Origin of the sequence: Ruegeria atlantica (assembly GCF_013032455.1) — a bacterium.
Lineage (GTDB): Bacteria > Pseudomonadota > Alphaproteobacteria > Rhodobacterales > Rhodobacteraceae > Ruegeria > Ruegeria atlantica_B.
The window spans coordinates 285,481-304,263 of record NZ_WQCF01000002.1 but is presented as its reverse complement, the minus strand read 5'-3'; the positions used below and the strand labels follow the sequence as shown (position 1 = coordinate 304,263).

The 18,783-nt window shown below is 56.9% G+C and carries 17 protein-coding genes; 10 read left to right on the top strand and 7 right to left on the bottom strand.

Features of this window, described 5'->3' with window-relative positions:
* Positions 1 to 57 precede the first annotated feature (57 nt).
* A complete protein-coding gene (gene panC, locus GOW93_RS05525) occupies positions 58 to 900 on the bottom strand; it encodes a pantoate--beta-alanine ligase (RefSeq protein WP_170382126.1) in 843 nt (280 codons plus the stop codon).
* Positions 897 to 1,736, bottom strand: a complete 840-nt coding sequence (gene panB / locus GOW93_RS05520) for a 3-methyl-2-oxobutanoate hydroxymethyltransferase (protein WP_170382125.1) — start codon at positions 1,734 to 1,736, stop codon at positions 897 to 899. Before panB ends, panC begins: the two co-directional genes overlap by 4 nt.
* Before the next feature lie 173 nt (positions 1,737 to 1,909).
* Here panB and GOW93_RS05515 point away from each other — a divergent pair, with 173 nt between their 5' ends.
* The 6 genes from GOW93_RS05515 to GOW93_RS05490 are packed head-to-tail and all read left to right on the top strand — an operon-like array spanning position 1,910 to position 9,400.
* Positions 1,910 to 3,391: an ABC transporter substrate-binding protein gene (locus GOW93_RS05515; RefSeq protein WP_170382124.1), complete on the top strand. Its 1,482-nt coding sequence runs from the start codon at positions 1,910 to 1,912 to the stop codon at positions 3,389 to 3,391.
* Between the two features lie 60 nt (positions 3,392 to 3,451).
* Entirely contained in the window at positions 3,452 to 4,522 is a 1,071-nt protein-coding gene (locus GOW93_RS05510; RefSeq protein WP_170382123.1) for a hypothetical protein, read from the top strand.
* Positions 4,523 to 4,562: 40 nt separating this feature from the next.
* On the top strand, positions 4,563 to 5,510 hold the full coding sequence (locus tag GOW93_RS05505) for an ABC transporter permease (RefSeq protein ID WP_170382122.1): 948 nt from the start codon (positions 4,563 to 4,565) through the stop codon (positions 5,508 to 5,510).
* Positions 5,507 to 6,322, top strand: coding sequence for an ABC transporter permease (locus GOW93_RS05500; RefSeq protein WP_170382121.1), 816 nt, complete (start codon positions 5,507 to 5,509; stop codon positions 6,320 to 6,322). Before GOW93_RS05505 ends, GOW93_RS05500 begins: the two co-directional genes overlap by 4 nt.
* Positions 6,319 to 7,929 carry an ABC transporter ATP-binding protein gene (locus GOW93_RS05495; protein WP_170382120.1) on the top strand — a complete coding sequence of 537 codons (1,611 nt, stop codon included), beginning with the start codon at positions 6,319 to 6,321 and terminating at the stop codon, positions 7,927 to 7,929. Before GOW93_RS05500 ends, GOW93_RS05495 begins: the two co-directional genes overlap by 4 nt.
* A gap of 19 nt (positions 7,930 to 7,948) precedes the next feature.
* Positions 7,949 to 9,400: an aldehyde dehydrogenase family protein gene (locus GOW93_RS05490; RefSeq protein ID WP_170382119.1), complete on the top strand. Its 1,452-nt coding sequence runs from the start codon at positions 7,949 to 7,951 to the stop codon at positions 9,398 to 9,400.
* A gap of 3 nt (positions 9,401 to 9,403) precedes the next feature.
* Here the strand turns inward: GOW93_RS05490 and pncB are convergent, their stop codons facing one another.
* Entirely contained in the window at positions 9,404 to 10,696 is a 1,293-nt protein-coding gene (gene pncB, locus GOW93_RS05485) for a nicotinate phosphoribosyltransferase (protein WP_170382118.1), read from the bottom strand.
* 93 nt (positions 10,697 to 10,789) lie between these two features.
* Between pncB and GOW93_RS05480 the strand changes: the two genes are divergently transcribed.
* Positions 10,790 to 11,323, top strand: coding sequence for a hypothetical protein (locus GOW93_RS05480; protein ID WP_170382117.1), 534 nt, complete (start codon positions 10,790 to 10,792; stop codon positions 11,321 to 11,323).
* On the opposite strand, the gene pncA is transcribed toward GOW93_RS05480, so the two are convergent.
* A complete protein-coding gene (gene pncA / locus GOW93_RS05475) occupies positions 11,320 to 11,913 on the bottom strand; it encodes a bifunctional nicotinamidase/pyrazinamidase (protein WP_170382116.1) in 594 nt (197 codons plus the stop codon). The genes GOW93_RS05480 and pncA overlap by 4 nt on opposite strands.
* Positions 11,914 to 12,005: 92 nt before the next feature.
* Here pncA and trhO point away from each other — a divergent pair, with 92 nt between their 5' ends.
* Both trhO and GOW93_RS05465 read left to right on the top strand, forming a co-directional pair.
* Positions 12,006 to 12,911 (top strand): oxygen-dependent tRNA uridine(34) hydroxylase TrhO, encoded by a 906-nt coding sequence (trhO, locus tag GOW93_RS05470; RefSeq protein WP_170382115.1) that lies wholly within the window; start codon positions 12,006 to 12,008, stop codon positions 12,909 to 12,911.
* Between the two features lie 75 nt (positions 12,912 to 12,986).
* Positions 12,987 to 13,490 (top strand): potassium channel family protein, encoded by a 504-nt coding sequence (locus GOW93_RS05465; protein WP_170382114.1) that lies wholly within the window; start codon positions 12,987 to 12,989, stop codon positions 13,488 to 13,490.
* Positions 13,491 to 13,494: 4 nt separating this feature from the next.
* Here GOW93_RS05465 and GOW93_RS05460 read toward each other — a convergent pair whose 3' ends face one another.
* Entirely contained in the window at positions 13,495 to 13,824 is a 330-nt protein-coding gene (locus GOW93_RS05460; RefSeq protein WP_170382113.1) for a hypothetical protein, read from the bottom strand.
* A 181-nt stretch (positions 13,825 to 14,005) separates the two neighbouring features.
* On the opposite strand from GOW93_RS05460, the gene betB reads away from it, so the two are divergent.
* A complete protein-coding gene (betB, locus tag GOW93_RS05455; protein ID WP_170382112.1) occupies positions 14,006 to 15,460 on the top strand; it encodes a betaine-aldehyde dehydrogenase in 1,455 nt (484 codons plus the stop codon).
* Positions 15,461 to 15,754: 294 nt separating this feature from the next.
* Here betB and GOW93_RS05450 read toward each other — a convergent pair whose 3' ends face one another.
* Together GOW93_RS05450 and motA are read right to left on the bottom strand one after the other, a co-directional pair.
* Positions 15,755 to 17,893: a hypothetical protein gene (locus GOW93_RS05450; protein WP_170382111.1), complete on the bottom strand. Its 2,139-nt coding sequence runs from the start codon at positions 17,891 to 17,893 to the stop codon at positions 15,755 to 15,757.
* Positions 17,890 to 18,759 (bottom strand): flagellar motor stator protein MotA, encoded by an 870-nt coding sequence (motA, locus tag GOW93_RS05445; protein WP_170382110.1) that lies wholly within the window; start codon positions 18,757 to 18,759, stop codon positions 17,890 to 17,892. The genes GOW93_RS05450 and motA overlap by 4 nt, the downstream gene beginning before the upstream one ends.
* Between the last annotated feature and the right edge of the window lie 24 nt (positions 18,760 to 18,783).

The window sequence follows — 18,783 nt, the reverse complement described above, 5'->3', positions numbered from 1 at the left end:
CCTCCCGTTTGGTTTTGCAGGACTTTAGCGCAAACAACGACAATCGGACCAGAGCGTTCAGACAGGAATATTGTCGATCAACCGCACCCCGTCCGCCCAGGCCGCTGCAAACAACCGCGCGGGGCGGCTGGCGTGGATCAGAGGCTCAAGCGTTTCGGCGCAGCGCAGCTGCACATATTCCACCTGAGTGAACCCTGCCGCCAGCAGGTCGGTCTCGGCTTTTGCGGCCAGCGTATCGAACGTGGTCCCGGCCTTCAGCGATTGGGCTATCCCCTGCATGATCCGATGCTTATTGGCAGCAATCGCCAACCCATCGGGCGACAGACGCAGGTTACGCGATGACATCGCAAGACCCGAGGGCTCGCGCACCGTGGGGCAGCCGATCACTTCGATCGGAATGTCCAGATCGCGAGCCATGCGGCGGACGATCATCAGCTGTTGATAGTCTTTTTCCCCAAAATAGGCTCGATCTGCCTGCGTTTGCAGAAATAGTTTCGCAACCACGGTGGCGACGCCATCGAAATGGCCGGGGCGGAACTCACCCTCCATCACATCGGTCAGGCCGGTCACAGAGACATTGGTGGCAAAGCCCTGCGGGTAGATCTGTTCGGGTTCGGGAACATAGATCACATCGACACCGTAAGGGGCCAGTTTTTGCGCATCCTCGTGTTCGGTGCGCGGGTATTTGGCCAGATCTTCGGGGTTATTGAACTGTTTGGGGTTCACAAAGATCGTCACGATCACCCGGTCGGTGCCGGCCTTTGCGGCCTCGACCAGCGACAGATGCCCCTGATGTAGCGCGCCCATGGTCGGAACCACGCCGATGGTTTCACCATTGCGGCGCCATTTTGTAGTCAGTGCACGCAGTTCGGACAGGCGGCGCAGGATAGGGGCAGTCATGCCTTGGGCCCTTTGGAAGGAGCCTGATCGGCAAAGACATGTTCGTCGGCAGGAAAGGCGCGGGCGCGCACTTCGGCGGCGTATTCGGCGATGGCGGCCTCGGCTTGCGGGCCCAGCTCGGCATAGCGTTTTACGAATTTTGGTTTGAAGGCGGTGAAGAAGCCGACCATGTCATCCACCACCAAAATCTGCCCGTCGCACCCAGCAGATGCACCAATGCCGATGGTCGGGATAGCGACCTCGGCCGTGATCTGGTCGGCCAAACCCTGCGGCACCTTCTCAAGCACTACAGAAAACGCACCAGCTTTGGCCACAGCGCGGGCATCGGCAAGAACGGCTTCGGCCTGTTCGTCACGGCCCTGAACTTTGTACCCACCTAGCGTGTTGATCGATTGCGGCGTCAGGCCGATATGCGCCATAACCGGGATGCCGCGCTTGACCAGAAAGCGGATGGTTTCGGCCATCTCGACGCCACCCTCCAGCTTGACCGCCCCCGCGCCGGTTTCCGCCATAAGGCGGGCGGCATTGCGAAAAGCTTGTGCGGGGCTTTCCTCGTAACTGGCAAAGGGCATGTCGATGACCATCATTGCCCGCTCCAGACCGCGCGCGACGGCCTGACCGTGCAGGATCATCATTTCCATCGTCACACCAAGGGTCGATTCCAGCCCGTGCAACACCATGCCGACGCTGTCGCCCACCAGAACGAAATCGCAATGGGCATCCATCAACCGCGCCATCGGCGTAGTATATGCGGTCAGGCTGACCAGTGGTTCCGTGCCTTTTCGGGCACGAATGTCCTCGGCATTTGGGGCTTTTTTACGGGCGGTGGCGCTCATGGTCGCTCCTCCGGGGTTCATGTTGCAGCGCGGCATAGCAGATTGCACATGGTTATAGAAACCCCGGTTGCGCGAACATTCCCTTGATTGACCCGAGATTTAAGGGGACATTGTTTAAAGAAACGCCCGTAAAACAGCGGGTTCAGCTATTTCAGACGGGGGGATTTTTAACCATGCAGACGTTGCGATCATTTGCATCTGTACTGGCGCTGGGGGCCAGCGTCTTTGCTACCGGGGCCTTGGCCAAGTCCGATATCACCATCGCGATGCAGCTTGAGCCCCCGCATCTGGATCCCACAAGTGCTGCGGCGCAGGCGATCGATTCCGTGGTGTACACAAATATCTTCGAGGGTCTGACCCGGTTTATGGGGGATGGTTCGGTCGTGCCGGGCCTAGCCGAAAGCTGGGAGATATCCGAGGACGGTACCGTTTATACATTCAAGCTGCATGATGGCGTCACGTTCCACGATGGCACCACCATGGACGCCGAAGACGTCAAGTTCACCTTGGATCGTGCCACGGCCGAAGACAGTGCCAATGCGCAAAAGGCGCTGTTTGCAGCCATTGAAAGCGTTGAGGTTGTCGATCCTCTGACGGTCAAGGTTACCCTGTCCGAGCCTACCGGGAATTTCTTGTTCAATATGGCCTGGGGCGATGCAGTGATCGTCTCGGCAGACAGTATCGACACCATCAAGACCAACCCCGTGGGCACCGGTGCCTTCACCTTTGGCAACTGGATGCAGGGCGACAGCATTACGCTGAACAGAAACCCGAATTACTGGGGTGATCAGCCTGCGTTAGAGACAGCCACATTTAAGTTCATTTCGGACCCGACCGCCGCTTTTGCTGCGATGATGGCCGAGGATGTGGACGTGTTTGACAATTTTCCTGCGCCTGAAAACCTGCCTCAGTTCGAGGCCGATCGGCGCTTTCAGGTGCTTGTTGGCACGACCGAAGGCGAAACCATCGTGTCGACCAACAACAAGAAACCGCCCTTTGACGATATTCGCGTGCGGCAAGCGCTGGCCCATGCCATCGACCGGCAAGCGATTATTGATGGCGCGATGTTTGGTTACGGCACCCCGATCGGTACTCATTTTGCGCCTCATAACCCGGCCTATGTCGATCTGACTGGCACCTCGGCCTATGACCCGAAGAAGGCCGCCGAACTGCTGGCCGATGCGGGCTATGAAAAGGGGTTTGAGACCACACTCCACTTGCCACCGCCATCCTATGCCCGACGCGGGGGTGAGATCGTCGCCGCGCAGTTGGCCGAAGTCGGCATCAAGGCCGAGATCATCAACGTGGAGTGGGCGCAGTGGCTGGAAACAGTTTTCAAGGGCAAGGATTATGATCTGACCATCGTCAGTCATACCGAACCGATGGATATCGGCATCTACGCGCGCCCTGACTATTATTTCCAGTATGATAGCCTGGATGCGCAGACGCTGATGGATATCCTGAATGGAACGACCGACCCGGACGAGCGTAAAAAGCTGCTGGGTGAAATGCAGCGCCTGATCGCCAATGACTTTGTCAACGGTTACCTGTTCCAACTGGCCAAGCTGGGGGTCGCCAAGGCGGGTGTGCAGGGGTTGTGGAAAAATGCGCCCACCGCTGCCATCGACCTGACCCAAATCAGCTGGTCCGAATAACCAATTCCCGTGGCTGCAATCGGTGGCCCCGGGTTTGTGTACATCAGAGCGAGCCTGAACATGACCGTGGTCCGCGCCATTTGCATTATTGTTTTAGCCCTGTGCCTGATCTCTTTCAGCGGTGGTCAGGTATCGGCACAGAATGGGTTAGAGCGCGGGCTGGGGACGCTGGTCGGCACGCCTGAAAACCCGTTGCAGGTTGGCATTGGTATCCGCATTGATCAGGTCACAAGCGTAGATCAGAAGGCCGAGAATTACGGTGCTGTGGTTGTTCTGCGTGCCGAATGGACCGACCCGGCGCTGGCTTTTGATCGCGAGGCAGTCGGGCGGGACTTCCAAGTCTTCAACCCTCCGGCATTGGCAGATCACGCGCGTGGTCTTGGGGCGATTGTACCGGCCTTTGTTGTCCACAACCAGCAGTCCAACAAATGGATACACGAATCCGCGGCCTCGCTGCGTCATGACGGCGAGGTGGTTTATGTCGAAAAATCTTCGCTGACTTTGCAGGCCCCGCATTTTGATTTCCGCAAATACCCTTTCGACACGCAACAGTTCTTTTTCGAAGTCGTGTCGGTTTTTCCGTCCGGCTACGTGACTTACTACCCGCTTGAAGAGTTTTCCGGCCTCGGTGACCTGCTGGGAGAAGAAGAGTGGATATTGGACAACGCACGGGTTCAACACTCGACAGTCATTGGTCTGTCCGGTCGCGACAGCGATCAGATTGCGCTGGCGTTTGAGGGCCACCGTCACCTGACTTATTACGTGATCCGGGTTTTCCTGCCGATGCTGGTTCTGATTACAGTGGGCTGGGCGCTGTTTTTCCTCGATGAATATCGACGCCGGATTGAGATCGCCGGGGGCAACCTGCTGGTCTTTGTAGCCTTCAATTGGGCGATTTCTGCCGACCTGCCCAAGCTTGGATACCTGACCTTTCTGGATTTTGTTCTGCAATGCATGTTCCTGATGACCGGGGCGTTGATCGTGTTCAACGTGGCCTTGCGCAAATTAAAGGTCTCTGGGCGCGAGGACGGTGCGAGAATGCTGGACAATTACGCGATCAAGTGGATCTATCCTCTGGGCTATGCCGCCATCGTCGGCTATGCGATTTTTGCCTATCTGCTGGTGCCTTAGGTGCTGGACCCGCGCGATATGTGATCCTAACGTGGTCTCAATGCTCCGCTATGCCCTCAAACGCCTGATATCTCTGCTGATCAGCCTTGTGGTTGCATCAGTGGTCATCTTTGCAGTGATCGAGGTGGCTCCGGGCGATCCGGCCTCATTCATGTTGGGCGTGAATGCACAAGAGGATACGCTAGCCGCGCTGCGGGCCGAGCTTGGGTTGGACGGCTCTAAAGTGCAGCGTTATTTAACGTGGGTAGGCGGCATGTTGGTGGGGGATTTCGGCACCTCCTACACCTATCGCACGCCGGTGTCGCAGATGATCGCGGACCGGTTGTGGGTGTCTCTGCCGCTGGCGCTTTATGCGCTGACGTTGTCCACCCTGATCGCCTTTCCCGCTGGGATCTACGCTGCTGCGCGCCGGGGAAAGCCCGGAGACCTGACGGTAATGGGGGCGACGCAGCTGGGTATTGCGGTGCCGAATTTCTGGTTCGCGATGATGCTGGTGCTGATCTTCGCCATCAATTTGCGATGGTTCAACGCCGGAGGGTTCGTCGGTTGGGACAATGGGTTCTTGGCCGGAATGCACTCGCTGACCTTGCCCGCCATTGCGCTGGCCTTGCCTCAGGCGGCCATTCTGGCACGGGTCATGCGGTCTTCCCTGCTGGATATCCTGGGTGAGGATTTCATGCGCACTGCGCGCGCCAAGGGCTTGTCGCGCCGTCAGGCCCTTTGGCGGCACGGGGTACGCAACGCGCTGATCCCGGTACTGACCATTGTCGGGTTACAGTTCTCTTTCCTGCTGGCCGGGTCGATTATCATCGAGCAGGTATTCTATTTACCCGGTCTCGGCCGGTTGGTGTTTCAGGCCATTTCGGCGCGTGACCTGATCGTGGTTGAATCCGTTGTCATGCTGTTGGTTTTCGCGGTCATCACCGTGAATTTTCTGGTCGATCTGGCCTATGCCGCTGTTGACCCGCGCCTGAGGAGCCGGACATGAGGCGCAATCTAATCCTTGGTGCGACTCTGTCTTCTCTGGTGTTGCTGGCGGCGCTGATCTCGTTCGTATGGACGCCTTATGACCACGCAGCGCTGAACATTCCCAGTAAACTACAGCCGCCAAATTCGCAGCATGTGTTTGGCACCGATCATTTTGGCCGGGACATGTTTTCGATGATCATGGTCGGTGCGCGGACCTCGATTGCCGTGGCATTGGTGGCGGTGGGTATAGGCATGGCGCTGGGCGTGCCTCTTGGCCTGACTGCTGCGGCACGCAAGGGGTCGTGGCTTGATGAGGTAATCATGCGCGGCAATGATCTGGTCTTTGCCTTTCCCTCGCTGGTCATCGCCATCCTGATCACCGCCGTATTCGGTGCCGGAGCAATCAATGCCATCATTGCCATCGGCATTTTCAACATTCCCGTCTTCGCTCGCATAACCCGCGGCGCGGCTCTGTCGCTTTGGGAGCGTGAGTTCATTCTCGCCGCCCGTGTGTCAGGCAAAGGTGCAGCGCGTATCTCGGCGGAACATATCCTGCCCAATGTGGCGAACTTGCTGATCGTGCAGGGGACTATCCAGTTCTCGCTAGGGATACTCGCCGAAGCGGGCCTCTCCTATGTCGGTCTTGGCGCGCAGCCACCCACGCCCAGCTGGGGTCGGATGCTGGCCGATGCGCAGACAATGGTCAGTTTTGCTCCGCATTTGGCTCTGATTCCCGGCTTGGCGATCATCGTCACGGTGTTGGGGTTGAACCTATTGGGCGACGGGCTGCGCGACTGGCTGGACCCGCGGATCAAGGTGGCGCGCGCATGAGGTTGCTGCAGATCGAAAACCTGTCTGTGGCCATCCACGGGACGGAAATCCTGAAGCAGGTCAGCTTTTCCATCGACCCCGGCCAGATCTTGGCCGTAACAGGTGAGAGCGGCTCGGGCAAATCCATGACCGCATTGGCGGTGATGCAGTTGTTGCCCAATGGGGCCAAAACAGAAGGATCAATCCGGCTCGAGGGCCAAGACCTGCTGAACTGTCCCGAGGCCGAGATGTGCGCCCTGCGCGGCGCGTCCATTGGGATGGTGTTTCAGGAACCGATGACGGCGCTCAACCCGGTCAAGACCATCGGTGATCAGGTGATGGAGACCATCCTGATACACAAAGCCATGTCCCACGCGCAGGCCCGCGAACGCGCCAAGGAGGTCCTGACCCGCGTCGGCTTGCCGTCCGATCAGTTCTCGCTGTCACGCTACCCGCACGAGTTATCCGGGGGACAACGTCAGCGGGTAGTGATCGCCATGGCCATCGCCTTGCGACCCAAGCTATTGATCGCGGATGAGCCGACAACGGCGCTGGATGTGACCACGCAAGCGCAAATCCTCGACCTGCTCAAAGGGTTGGTGGAAGAATATGGCATGGGGCTGCTGATAATCACCCATGATCTGGCGGTGGTGTCCGATTTGGCAGATCGGATTGTTGTGATGCGACACGGCGAGGTGGTCGAAAGCGGGGCAACGGCCGAATTGCTGCACAACATGCAGCACCCCTACACCCGAATGCTGTTTGAGGCCTCAAACCATCAGGTGACGCTTCCGCAACCGCCGCAGCCACGCCCATTGCTTGAGGTTAAAAACGTCGTTCGTGATTATCGTCTGCCCAGGAAACGTCTGTTCGGGGTGCCGGGCCAGCACCGTGCGGTGAATGATGTCAGCTTCACCCTCAATCGGGGTGAGCGTCTGGGATTGGTCGGTGAGTCCGGCTGTGGAAAATCGACCCTAACAAAGGCAATATTAGGGTTGGCGGACGTGCAGAGCGGTGAAATTCGGCTGGACGGTAAGCCTGTCTTTTCGGGTCACACGCCCAACCGGGATGTGCGTCGCAAGGTGCAAGTGGTGTTTCAGGATCCCTATGGCAGTTTTAATCCCCGCCATCGCGTCGCGCGTCTGATCACCGAGCCGTTTTATCTGTTGGACGCACCGCCAACTGGGGCGGAACGACAGGACCGTATCGACGAGATACTGGCGGCTGTGGGTCTCAGCCCCAATGATGCCAGCAAGTACATCCACGAATTCTCGGGCGGGCAGCGGCAGCGGATCGCCATTGCCCGTGCCTTGATCATCCGCCCGGAACTGATCCTGTTTGATGAGGCGGTCTCGGCTTTGGATGTATCCGTTCGGGCACAGATTCTGGATCTGCTGGCCGAGCTGTGCGCCGCCTATGATCTGACCTATCTTTTCATCAGTCATGATCTGAGTGTCGTACGCACGATCACTGACCGGGTTTTGGTCATGAAAGCGGGTAGGATCGTTGAACACGGCGAGACGGAACAGGTCTTTTCGGACCCGCAACACCCCTATACCCAAAGTCTGATACAGGCCGCACCGACTCTGCCCGAGATCGGTAGAAGCATGGCTAAACCTATTTGTTAGAGCCTAAACGGAGGTCCCAATGTCCAATTCAATCTGGTTCAATCCCACCCTTTGCCTGATTGGCGGCGCGTGGGTTCCCTCAGTCTCACAGCAGACGATCCCGATGATTGACCCGTCGGATGGCTCGGAAATCTGCCAGATCGCACGAGGGACCGACGCGGACATACATAAGGCGGTCGACGCCGCCGAAGCTGCTCTGGATGGTAACTGGGGTCGCAAAACCGCATTGGAGCGGGGACGCATCCTTACACGTTTGGGGCAGATGGTTTTAGAGCGCGTTGATGACCTTGCCAAGCTTGAGGCAATGGATGTGGGAAAACCGCTGACGCAGGCGCGCGCCGATGCAGTGGCCCTGGCGCGATATTGCGAGTTTTACGGCGGAGCGGCGGACAAAGTGATGGGCGAGACGATCCCCTATCTGGATGGCTACACTGTATATACCCTGCGTGAACCACATGGGGTGACCGGCCATATCGTTCCGTGGAATTATCCGATGCAGATTATTGGCCGCTCGGTCGGGGCCGCGCTGGCGATGGGCAATGCCTGTGTGCTGAAACCCGCAGAAGAGGCCTGTCTGACCGCGCTGGCCTTTGCCCACCTGGCACAACAGGCCGGTCTGCCCCCTGGTGCGCTGAACGTCGTGCCGGGATTAGGGGCTGAAGCCGGGGCCGCGCTGACGGCACATCCGGGCGTAAACCATATCTCGTTCACCGGCTCGGTCGCCACGGGCGCGCTGGTCCAGCAGGCGGCGGGGCGCAATGTGGTGCCGGTGACGCTGGAATTGGGCGGAAAGTCCCCGCAATTGGTATTTGACGATGCCGATCTTGATACGGCGCTGCCGTTTCTTGTGAATGCGGGCATTCAGAACGCAGGGCAGACCTGTTCGGCTTCGTCCCGTATTCTTGTGCAGCGTAGGGTATATGAGGAGGTGAAAGCTCGAATGGCAGAAGCGTATTCCGAGCTGACCGTTGGTCCGGCGCAAGAGGATTTGCGGGTTGGACCGCTGATCTCCATCCGTCAGAAAGAGATCGTGACCGAATTTCTAGCCAAGGGCGCGGATCTCAGCGTCGCCGGTCGGGGGCGCATTATTGATCATGCGCCAGATGACGGCGCTTATGTGCAGCCCACCCTTTTTGCCGATGTCCCTCCTGATCACATTCTGGCTCAGGATGAGATATTTGGCCCGGTGCAAGTTCTGATCCCCTTTGAGACCGAGGAAGAAGCCATCCAGATCGCCAACGCCACCGAATACGGTCTGGTCGCCAGCGTCTGGACCCGCGACGGCGCAAGACAGATGCGGCTGGCGAAACGGTTGCGCTCGGGTCAGGTGTTTATCAACAACTACGGCGCGGGCGGCGGGGTGGAATTGCCCTTTGGCGGAGTTGGAAAATCAGGTCACGGCCGCGAAAAAGGGTTCGAAGCGCTCTATGGGTTCTCACAGGTGAAAACCGTGGCTGCGTACCATGGTTAGGGTCTAAACGATGACCTCAATCGACTGCTGCGTGCCGACGCCGAACACCCGCTTGTAGCGTTCGATTTCATCCTTCGGCCCCATCGCCTTTTCCGGGTTGTCCGACAGTTTAACGGTCGGGCGTCCATTGGCCGAGATTGCTTTGCAGACCAGTGAAAACGGTGCCAGCGCGTCATTAGGCACCAACCCGCGGAAATCATTGGTCAACAAGGTGCCCCAGCCAAAGGATATATTTGCACGGTCCGCAAATTGGCTATGCAGTTCCTTAATCTTCTCGACATCCAGCCCGTCCGAGAAAATGATCCGCTTTTGTGTTGGGTCCTCGCCACGCGACTTCCACCAACTGATGGCGATCTCGGCACCTGCAGCCGGGTCGCCGCTGTCGACGCGGATACCGGTCCAGCCCGCCAGCCAATCGGGTGCATGGTTCAGAAACCCTTGCGTGCCATAGGTATCAGGCAGAATGATACGCAGATTGCCATCGTGCTCGTCATGCCAATCGCTCAAAACGTCATATGGGGCCTGCGCCAGCGCTTCATCCGTTTCGGCCAGTGCGGAATACACCATGGGCAGTTCATGCGCGTTGGTCCCGATTGCCTCAACCTCGCGGCGCATGGCGATCAGGCAATTTGAGGTGCCGGTAAATGCCGAGCCCAGCCCTTCGATCATCGCTTGCGTGCACCAGTCCTGCCAAAGGAAGGAATGCCGTCGGCGCGTGCCGAAATCAGCAATGCCCAGCCCGTCGATCTGGCGCAACTGTTCGATTTTTTCCCACACTCGGGTCATCGCGCGGGCATAAAGCACCTGCAGTTCGAACCGGCGCATATTGTTCAGAACCGCGCGGGACCGCAGTTCCATCAACACCGCAAGCGCGGGAATCTCCCACAGCATGACTTCATGCCATTTGCCTTCGAATGTCAGTTCAAACTGATCGCCCTTGCGCTCCAGGTGATAGGGCGGCAGGCGCATATTCTCGAACCACTCCATGAAGTCCGAGCGGAACATCTGCCGTTTTCCGTAGAAGGTATTGCCCCGCAACCAGGTGCTTTCACCCCGGCTGAGGCTGAGCGACCGGATGTGATCCAATTGTTCGCGCAACTCGCCTTCGTCAATCAATTCAGCCAAAGGAATGTGATTCGACCGGTTGATCAGTGAAAAAACCACATCCGTTTGGGGCTTATTTCGAAACACTGACTGGCACATCAGCAGTTTGTAGAAGTCTGTGTCGATTAAAGACCGGACAATCGGGTCAATCTTCCATTTATGATTGTACACGCGCGTCGCAATATCGACCATGGGGAACTCCTGCGATTTCCGTTGTTAGATCAATAGGTGCATGGATTGGCAAGAGTGGCTAGATTGGGGACAGTGACAAGGTTTAATTAGTGAATGGGTCTCGAGTACGACTTTGATATTGTGGCGATCGCACCGCATGAAGTGGATCCTGAACACGGTGTGGCTGCCGTAACAGGTCACCGCGCCGTGCGTGCTTCGTTTCGCAATACTCGAACTGTTCAGGCTCTGCACAGTGCGTCTCCGAAGATTCGCCGAATATTTGCTGAATCAGGTTTTAGCCTTGAGGCAAGAGGTGGAGACCTACCGCATGGCCTTTACTGGGCCGAAGACGCACAAGACCGTGAACGTATCCTGAAACGGTTGTTTGCAAATATCCGCAACATGGGTGTGCAAGGTGAGAATTGTGGAGATTTCGATTTCTGGCAGTTTCTCGATGACGTGAAAAGAGCGCGACCAAAAGCAGAGATTATCCGTGATCTGCCGGACCAAACACCAAAGCCGAAGCAACCCACCGAGGCTAAGCCAAAAAGGCGGTCAATTTTTATGCGTGTCGGAGTTGCGTTTGGCCTGGCCGTTCTTGTGATTGCTATCCTGCGATATCTGGCTTCGATCGGGGCCACCCCCTAGGCCAAAGTGACTCCTGCGGCCCGCATGGCGCTAATTGCGGCAGCCAGCGATCCATCCAAATCAATTGCCCGACAGGCCTCCATCCGCACCGTTACGTCAAACCCAAGCCGCGCTGCGTCCGCGGCCGAGAAATAAACGCAGAAATCCGTAGCCAATCCCACCAGAGTCAGTTTGTCGATACCACGCGCGGTCAGATACCCTTGCAGCCCTGTCGGCGTGGTCTGGTCATTCTCAAAAAAGGCGGAATAGCTGTCGATGCTGCTGCGGAATCCTTTCCGAAGGATCAGATCGCCGTCTGTACGCAGATCTGGATGAAATTCGGCGCCATGCGTTCCTTGCACACAGTGATCCGGCCACAGGACCTGAGGGCCATAGGGCATTTCGGTCAGGTCGAATGGGTTTTTCCCTGCATGGGAACTGGCGAATGAGGAATGCCCAGCCGGATGCCAATCCTGAGTCAGGATCACAGAGTCGAAATCATCCATCATGGCGTTGATCGCGGGAACAATCTCATCTCCACCGGGAACCGCCAACGCGCCGCCGGGGCAGAAATCGTTCTGAACGTCGACTACGAGCAGGGCATGGGGCATCTCGGTCTCCTTTTCACTATCGGTACGGGGATGGGCAGGGGGCGTCAATCCGATCCCTTGCGACTCTTTGAATGCGGGTTTAGACGGCCCTTATGTATACGATAGCTGCTCTCTATCACTTCACCCGTTTCCCGGATCACGCTGCCCTGCGCGAGCCGCTGCTGGACCTGTGCCGCGCACAATCCGTCAAAGGCACATTGCTGCTGGCGCAGGAGGGGATCAACGGCACTATCGCAGGCCCCCGTGCCGGGATCGACACCGTACTGTCGCATATCAAGTCGCTGCCCGGTTGCGCCGATCTTGAGTTGAAAGAAGCCACCGCCGATCATCCGCCCTTTGGCAAGATGAAGGTGCGGTTGAAGAAAGAGATCGTGACCATGGGCCAGCCGGATGTCGATCCGCGCGCCCGTGTCGGCAACTATGTCGAACCCGAGGACTGGAATGACCTAATCCGCTCAGACGATGTGGTGGTGATCGACACGCGCAACGATTACGAGGTGGCGATTGGCACGTTCGAAGGTGCAATAGACCCTGAAACAGCTAGTTTCCGCGAGTTTCCGGCTTGGTGGGAAGACAACAAGGACCGTTTCCACAACAAGCGCGTCGCCATGTTCTGCACCGGTGGCATTCGCTGCGAGAAATCCACCAATTTCCTGCTGGGGCAGGGGGTCGAGGATGTATATCACCTGAAAGGCGGCATCCTGCGCTATCTTGAGGAAATGCCCTCTGATGACAGCACCTGGCAGGGTGAGTGTTTTGTGTTCGACAATCGCGTTTCAGTTGGACACGGGTTGGTCGAGGGACCGCACAACCTGTGCCACGGCTGCCGCCGCCCGATCCTGCCCGAGGATATGAAACGCCAGGAATATGAACACGGCGTGTCTTGCCATCAATGCGTGGATGAGACCTCGGAAGCTGACAAGATGCGTTTTCGCGAACGGCAAAAACAGATTGGTCTGGCACGCCAGCGCGGGCAAGAGCATCTGGGCGCCGACTAACTCTCTGATAAATAAAGTTGCGGGCGCGTGTCGGAATGTCGATCATAGTGCCCGTATCGCCGTATCGGAGGTTACATGCGCCGCGACCCGAAAACTCTGGAAGAATGGAAATCGACTCTGGTTGCCGCACTGGGTTTGGTGATCGTGAGTTTTGTCGCCTGGTACGGTCTTTCACGGCTGAGTGAGACGACCGCAGGGGACAAGATCGGCACAGCAACCACAGTGTTGCTGATGATCTGGTTGGTGTCGCAGACCTGGTACTACATAACCCAGGTGAAAACACCGCGCCGTCAACTGCTGCTGATGGGGATTTCTTTCATTCAGGTCGTGCCGTTCCTGTTCGCCGCTGTCTACGGCTCTTTTGGATATTACGATCTGTGTGTTGTGGGGGCCAAAGGGCCTTCGGATGTTCTGTATTTTTCTTACGTAACTTTCACGACCGTCGGTTTCGGTGATTTGCATCCCGCTGGCCTTTGCCGAGGTCTGGCTGTGGCCGAGGCAATTACCGGATATATACTGCTTGGCTTGTTCGTCGCGGCCGCAGTGGGCATTTACGCGCGCGATCACGGCCGACACTGACCTATCACTTGTTGTGATCGATCCACGCAGACATGGCGTGTTTGTCCCGGAAACACTCGGACGGGATCGGCCTGCGTTTGCTGCGCGAAATCCGCTCGGCAAAGGCCACCTGTTTGCCAGAAGGATAATTGGAAAAGGGCGATGGGTCGTGCGGTTTATGCGCCGAAATCCAGGCTGACATCGACTTTCGGTCGCGCCGCGCCTCAACAGGAATTTCCAGCGCCGACTGTTCGGCAATCGCGCGGGCATATCGCATCTGCCGGTCGGTCACCGGTAGCAGGTGATAGTCATTGGATGGTCCGCTCAGGGCGGAATTTCGTGAGTACTGGGCCATCGGATGTTCCTCTGACTGTGTGGAACAAATATAGAACATTAACCATTTATTTCAAGAGATGATGGTGGGGCTGGGCGGGAAACCGCAGGCTCCCTGTTTATTGACTGATCAATCAAAAAACGATAAATCCGCTTGGAAATGCCCTGCGCAGACAGGCGGGCACACATGAAAAGGACGCGGCATGAAATATCAGCCTAAGGCCAGCCACTTCATTGATGGCGAATATGTTGAGGACACGAACGGCGCTCCGATCGACGTCATCTACCCGGCGACCGGAGAAGTCATCGCGCGGCTGCATTCGGCTACACCTGAGATTGTCAATAAGGCTCTAAACAGTGCCAAACAGGCTCAGGCAGAATGGGCTGCGATGTCAGGAACCGAGCGTGGGCGTGTTCTGCGCCGCGCTGCTGACATCATGCGTGACCGCAATTATGAACTGTCGGTCCTGGAAACTCATGACACCGGTAAGCCCTTGCAGGAAACACTCGTGGCAGACGCGACAAGCGGCGCTGATGCGCTGGAGTATTTCGGCGGTCTGACGGCCTCATTGACTGGCGAACACATCCCACTGGGTGGCGGCGACTTTGTTTACACCATCCGTGAGGCACTGGGCGTTTGCGTGGGGATAGGCGCGTGGAACTACCCGACCCAGATCGCCTGCTGGAAAGGTGCACCTGCACTGGCCTGCGGCAACACGATGGTGTTCAAACCCTCAGAAACTACACCTCTTTCCGCGTTGAAAGTGGCCGAGATTCTGATCGAAGCCGGTGCGCCAAAAGGCGTTTATAATGTGGTGCAGGGCTATGGCGACGTGGGCGCGTTGCTGGTCACTGATCCGCGCGTGGCCAAGGTTTCGCTCACCGGGTCTGTGCCGACCGGCCGCAAGGTATACGCCGCAGCGGCAGACGGCATGAAGCACGTCACGATGGAACTGGGCGGAAAATCCCCGATGATCGTGTTTGACGATGCAAATATTGAAAACGCCGTTTCGGGTGCGATTCTGGGTAACTTTTATTCTTCGGGGCAGGTTTGCTCCAATGGCACCCGTGTATTCGTTCAGAAAGGCATCAAAGAGGCCTTCCTAGCCCGTCTGTCCGAACGCCTTGCCACTGCGAAAATCGGCGACCCTCTGGATGAAGATATCAACTTTGGGCCCATGGTCAGTGAAAACCAGATGAACATTGCGCTGAGCTATGTCGAAAAGGGCAAAGCCGAAGGCGCGCGGTTAGTCTTTGGTGGTGCGCGCATCGCAGTTGACGGGTTCTACATGCAGCCTACAGTTTTTGCCGATGTCACTGACAATATGACCATCGCGCGCGAGGAAATCTTTGGCCCGGTTATGTCCGTGCTCGATTTCGACACCGAGGAAGAGGTTCTTGCCCGCGCCAATGACACCGAGTTCGGGCTGGCAGCCGGGGTGTTTACCAATGACCTGACCCGCGCCCATCGCATTGTGGCAGGGTTCGAGGCGGGTACTTGTTATATCAACACCTACAACCTCGCCCCGGTCGAGGCCCCCTTTGGTGGGTCGAAGATGTCTGGTGTCGGACGTGAGAATTCGAAATTGGCGATCAACCACTTCAGCGAGATGAAAACGGTTTATGTTTCGATGAATGACGTCGAAGCGCCTTACTGATCAAGATGACGATCTAAGCTCTGTTCCGTACAAAACTCTGTATGGAACGGGGCGGTTCAGTGGGAACCAAAAAGGGGGGCTTTCAGCCGCGCGTCTTTGCCCTTCATTAAAGCTGTTTGTTGAATTCAGACAAATGACGCCTGTCTCTCGAAATTCTCAAAATCGCGATCAAGTCCCGGCACTCCTTTCACCGGAACATAGTTGGTTTGCAGCCTTTATCTCTGAGAATTAGAGGACCAAATGGCAGAGCTTAAAAATCCATCTGACTCGTAAAACCCCAGTGTTAGAGCCGTTTTAATCCTTCTGCAGTGCCTCGAACAACTCGGCTATCTTTTCGCGAGTCGCCGCGCTGTCACGCAGTAAATTCTCGGCGTCGGCCAGTGGTTTGTCAGGCACACGTAATTGTGGCGCGGTTAGATCCTGAGTCATCTGCACAACCTTGCTGAACTTCGTGCCATATTGCAGATCCACTTCATCTGGCAGATCAGCAAGCCAAAACAAACGGTTTGCTTCATTCACATAATCGGAACCGCGCATCAGAGCACCCGCCGCTGCATAATCCTGGACTGCGGTCAAAGCTTCGGCACGCAGCGCAACGCCCGCATCTGTTGGATCGTCGCCCAGTTCCAGCATCGCTTGATGGGGGCGCTGCGCCAAAAGTGCGGCCCTGGCACGCAGGCGGGCCCGCTCACCCCGCCTAACCCTATCCTGAGGACGTTTTGCCAGAGCATGTGCCTGTCGCGAGAACCCGAGGTTTGCCAACCTGCCTGCTGCGGCAATGGCGGTGTCCGTTGTCAGTTCCATCGATTGCGCGGATGGCATGCTGAGGATACGGCGTAAAAAAGTGGCGTCATCGGCCCGTTCGGTCAAAATTAACACCACACGATTCAGCATCTTGGCGTTTGCTGGGTCGTTCGGCATTTCCGCAACAAGGTCGAGCGCCGCGTCGAATTCTTGACCCAAACTCAGCGCAACCGCATGGGTCTGCTGCATCGTTGGGCCGATCTCGGCCCTGCGGAACTCGACCGTGTAGGATTCAGACAATTGGAGTTCCTGAGGCGACATTGATCCGCGTTCGGTCCAGCGTTTGTCGACCAGACGAACCAACGCCAACGGGGCTTCCAGGGTGGCGTCCAGTGATCCGATCACTTCGGTGAGCAATGTTTCGGTTCTGGGTGTGTCACCTTCGGCCGATGAAACTTTGGCCTTTGCCTGCGTTACACTTGCCCGGGCTTGTGTTCTGACCCGATCAACCGAACGCAAAATTCGGCGGGCGGCTTCCAGTTCGTCCCCGTCCACCAGAATTTCAGACAGTGCCGGACCGACATGGCGCCGTAAGTGATCAGGTAAACGCGCAAATGCCTGTTCTATCGCCGTCAAGTTGGCGTCCGCGCGCAAGCGACCTTCGGATAGTACTGCCCACAAAGCGGCATTGCTGTCGCATCGTTGTAGTTCCGAGAACGGGTTTTTCCCAGTCAACGGCCCATGGTCCAGAACGCGGGCAATAGCGGCGATACGCTCAGATTCGGCCGATTGATCTCCCAGCAGACCGAGAGCCGTTTGTGCTTCGGCACCGAAGCCGGAATATGCATAAAGCTTGGCCAGTTGCAGCGCGTGCGTTTTGTCGATGATGTCGAACTCTTGAAAAAGACCAGACCGTAACTGCGCAGCCTGTTCGGTAAATGGCCGATGATCTGACCATTTCTCAAATGCAAATTCGGCGTTGGATATACAGGGTGGGCGGCGTTCTAACGGCGGGATGTCGGGGCCCAATAGCCCGTTCAGGTCGTCTAGAATTGTAGTCACCTGTACGTTCAACTCGACATTTGAAGGCATAAACAGAGTCTGATTACTGGTAGATGCACGTGATCCAGCCGGAGCAATGTTAAGGTCCACGATCCCTCGATCCGCCCCTTGCAGCAGCCGCGTCGACAGTTGGTCTTCGAAGCCGTTTGCGTTCAGATTCAGCAACGGCAGGGCCGGGGCATCAATTGTCAGATCGGAACCTCGCGTTTTCTTAGGGGCCTTGGGCAGAACGGGTAACGGGATGTCGCTGGTCGGCGGTGACAGGAATGTCCCGGGCGCGATGTCCATCACGATCATTGTTTGCTTGAACAAAAAGGCCGAGGCGACACAGTCGCAACCAAACTCCAACTCAAGAGCCGCGCCGGGTTCCGGTTGGGAAATTGCCGCCAATCGGTTTTCGGTCAGCCGTTGAAAGACTGAGCCGGTTTGAAAGACCACATCCTTCAGTTCGACATTCAGACGCGCGCCATTCTTCGTCTGTTTCAAAACCCATCCTGTATCTGGCGGAACCTGAACAACCAGTCTGGTATAGCCTTCATGCTCGCCCGAGCGCACCGTCAAATTCTGGGCACTCGCGCCACTGGCCGTCGCGATCAGGGCAGAGACAACAATTGCGAACCGGGTCATGCCGCAGCCTGTTTAAGCTCTTTCAGTGCTTCTTCCAGTTCGGTGAAGTTCGGACGGTTGTGAGTTGGCGTATTCTGACGTCCGACTTCGATGCACATGGCCGCGTTGTGATTGTGCAGGTTGGCGACCAGAACCTCTTTGATCAATTGGTAGAAATGGTTGTCTTCTTCGACAACGGCCTTCAGCTTGCCTGCAAAAGGACCGACCAGACCGTAGGCCAGGAACACGCCCAGAAAGGTTCCCACAAGGGCGCCACCGATCAGTTTGCCCAACACTTCTGGCGGTTGGTCGATGGAACCCATCGTTTTGATCACCCCCAACACCGCCGCAACAATGCCCAAGGCAGGCAGGCCATCTGCAACCGTCTGCAAGGCGTGGCTAGAGTGCATGGCGTGGTGGAAATTCGCTTCCATTCGTTTCTCCAACACCTCTTCCACCTGATGCGGATCGTCATAGTTCATCGACGCCGACCGCATCGTGTCACAGATCAGGTCAACCGCCTCTTTATCCGATTGAATTTTCGGATAGGTCGAGAACAAAGAGGAGTTTTCAGGATCTTCGATGTGCTGTTCGACCTCGACCGGGTTGGCTTTGGCGATACGGATCAGCGAAAACAAAAGGCACAGAAGATCGCGGTAATCTTCGGATTTCCATTTTGGCCCCTTGAACACTTTGCCCATGTCCTTGGCCGTGTGTTTGACCGCGCTCATGTCGTTGCTGATCAAAAAAGCACCTACGGCTGCCCCACCGATCATCATCATCTCAAAGGGCAGGGATTTCATAATGATAGCCATTTTGCCACCCGCAGCCAGATAACCGCCAAACACCATGGCGAAGATGACGACAATTCCGATTAGTCCGATCATGGGAAGTCTCCAGCAAAGCCCTTT

Bases quoted from the DNA above. Each gene is read 5' to 3' on its own strand.
- pncA (WP_170382116.1), bottom strand. From the start codon at position 11,913: ATGCCCCATGCCCTGCTCGTAGTCGACGTTCAGAACGATTTCTGCCCC.
- GOW93_RS05500 (WP_170382121.1), top strand. From the start codon at position 5,507: ATGAGGCGCAATCTAATCCTTGGTGCGACTCTGTCTTCTCTGGTGTTG.
- panB (WP_170382125.1), bottom strand. From the start codon at position 1,736: ATGAGCGCCACCGCCCGTAAAAAAGCCCCAAATGCCGAGGACATTCGT.
- GOW93_RS05505 (WP_170382122.1), top strand. From the start codon at position 4,563: ATGCTCCGCTATGCCCTCAAACGCCTGATATCTCTGCTGATCAGCCTT.
- GOW93_RS05480 (WP_170382117.1), top strand. From the start codon at position 10,790: ATGGGTCTCGAGTACGACTTTGATATTGTGGCGATCGCACCGCATGAA.
- motA (WP_170382110.1), bottom strand. From the start codon at position 18,759: ATGATCGGACTAATCGGAATTGTCGTCATCTTCGCCATGGTGTTTGGC.
- trhO (WP_170382115.1), top strand. From the start codon at position 12,006: ATGTATACGATAGCTGCTCTCTATCACTTCACCCGTTTCCCGGATCAC.
- panC (WP_170382126.1), bottom strand. From the start codon at position 900: ATGACTGCCCCTATCCTGCGCCGCCTGTCCGAACTGCGTGCACTGACT.
- GOW93_RS05490 (WP_170382119.1), top strand. From the start codon at position 7,949: ATGTCCAATTCAATCTGGTTCAATCCCACCCTTTGCCTGATTGGCGGC.
- GOW93_RS05515 (WP_170382124.1), top strand. From the start codon at position 1,910: ATGCAGACGTTGCGATCATTTGCATCTGTACTGGCGCTGGGGGCCAGC.
- GOW93_RS05450 (WP_170382111.1), bottom strand. From the start codon at position 17,893: ATGACCCGGTTCGCAATTGTTGTCTCTGCCCTGATCGCGACGGCCAGT.
- GOW93_RS05460 (WP_170382113.1), bottom strand. From the start codon at position 13,824: ATGGCCCAGTACTCACGAAATTCCGCCCTGAGCGGACCATCCAATGAC.
- GOW93_RS05465 (WP_170382114.1), top strand. From the start codon at position 12,987: ATGCGCCGCGACCCGAAAACTCTGGAAGAATGGAAATCGACTCTGGTT.
- GOW93_RS05510 (WP_170382123.1), top strand. From the start codon at position 3,452: ATGACCGTGGTCCGCGCCATTTGCATTATTGTTTTAGCCCTGTGCCTG.
- GOW93_RS05495 (WP_170382120.1), top strand. From the start codon at position 6,319: ATGAGGTTGCTGCAGATCGAAAACCTGTCTGTGGCCATCCACGGGACG.
- betB (WP_170382112.1), top strand. From the start codon at position 14,006: ATGAAATATCAGCCTAAGGCCAGCCACTTCATTGATGGCGAATATGTT.
- pncB (WP_170382118.1), bottom strand. From the start codon at position 10,696: ATGGTCGATATTGCGACGCGCGTGTACAATCATAAATGGAAGATTGAC.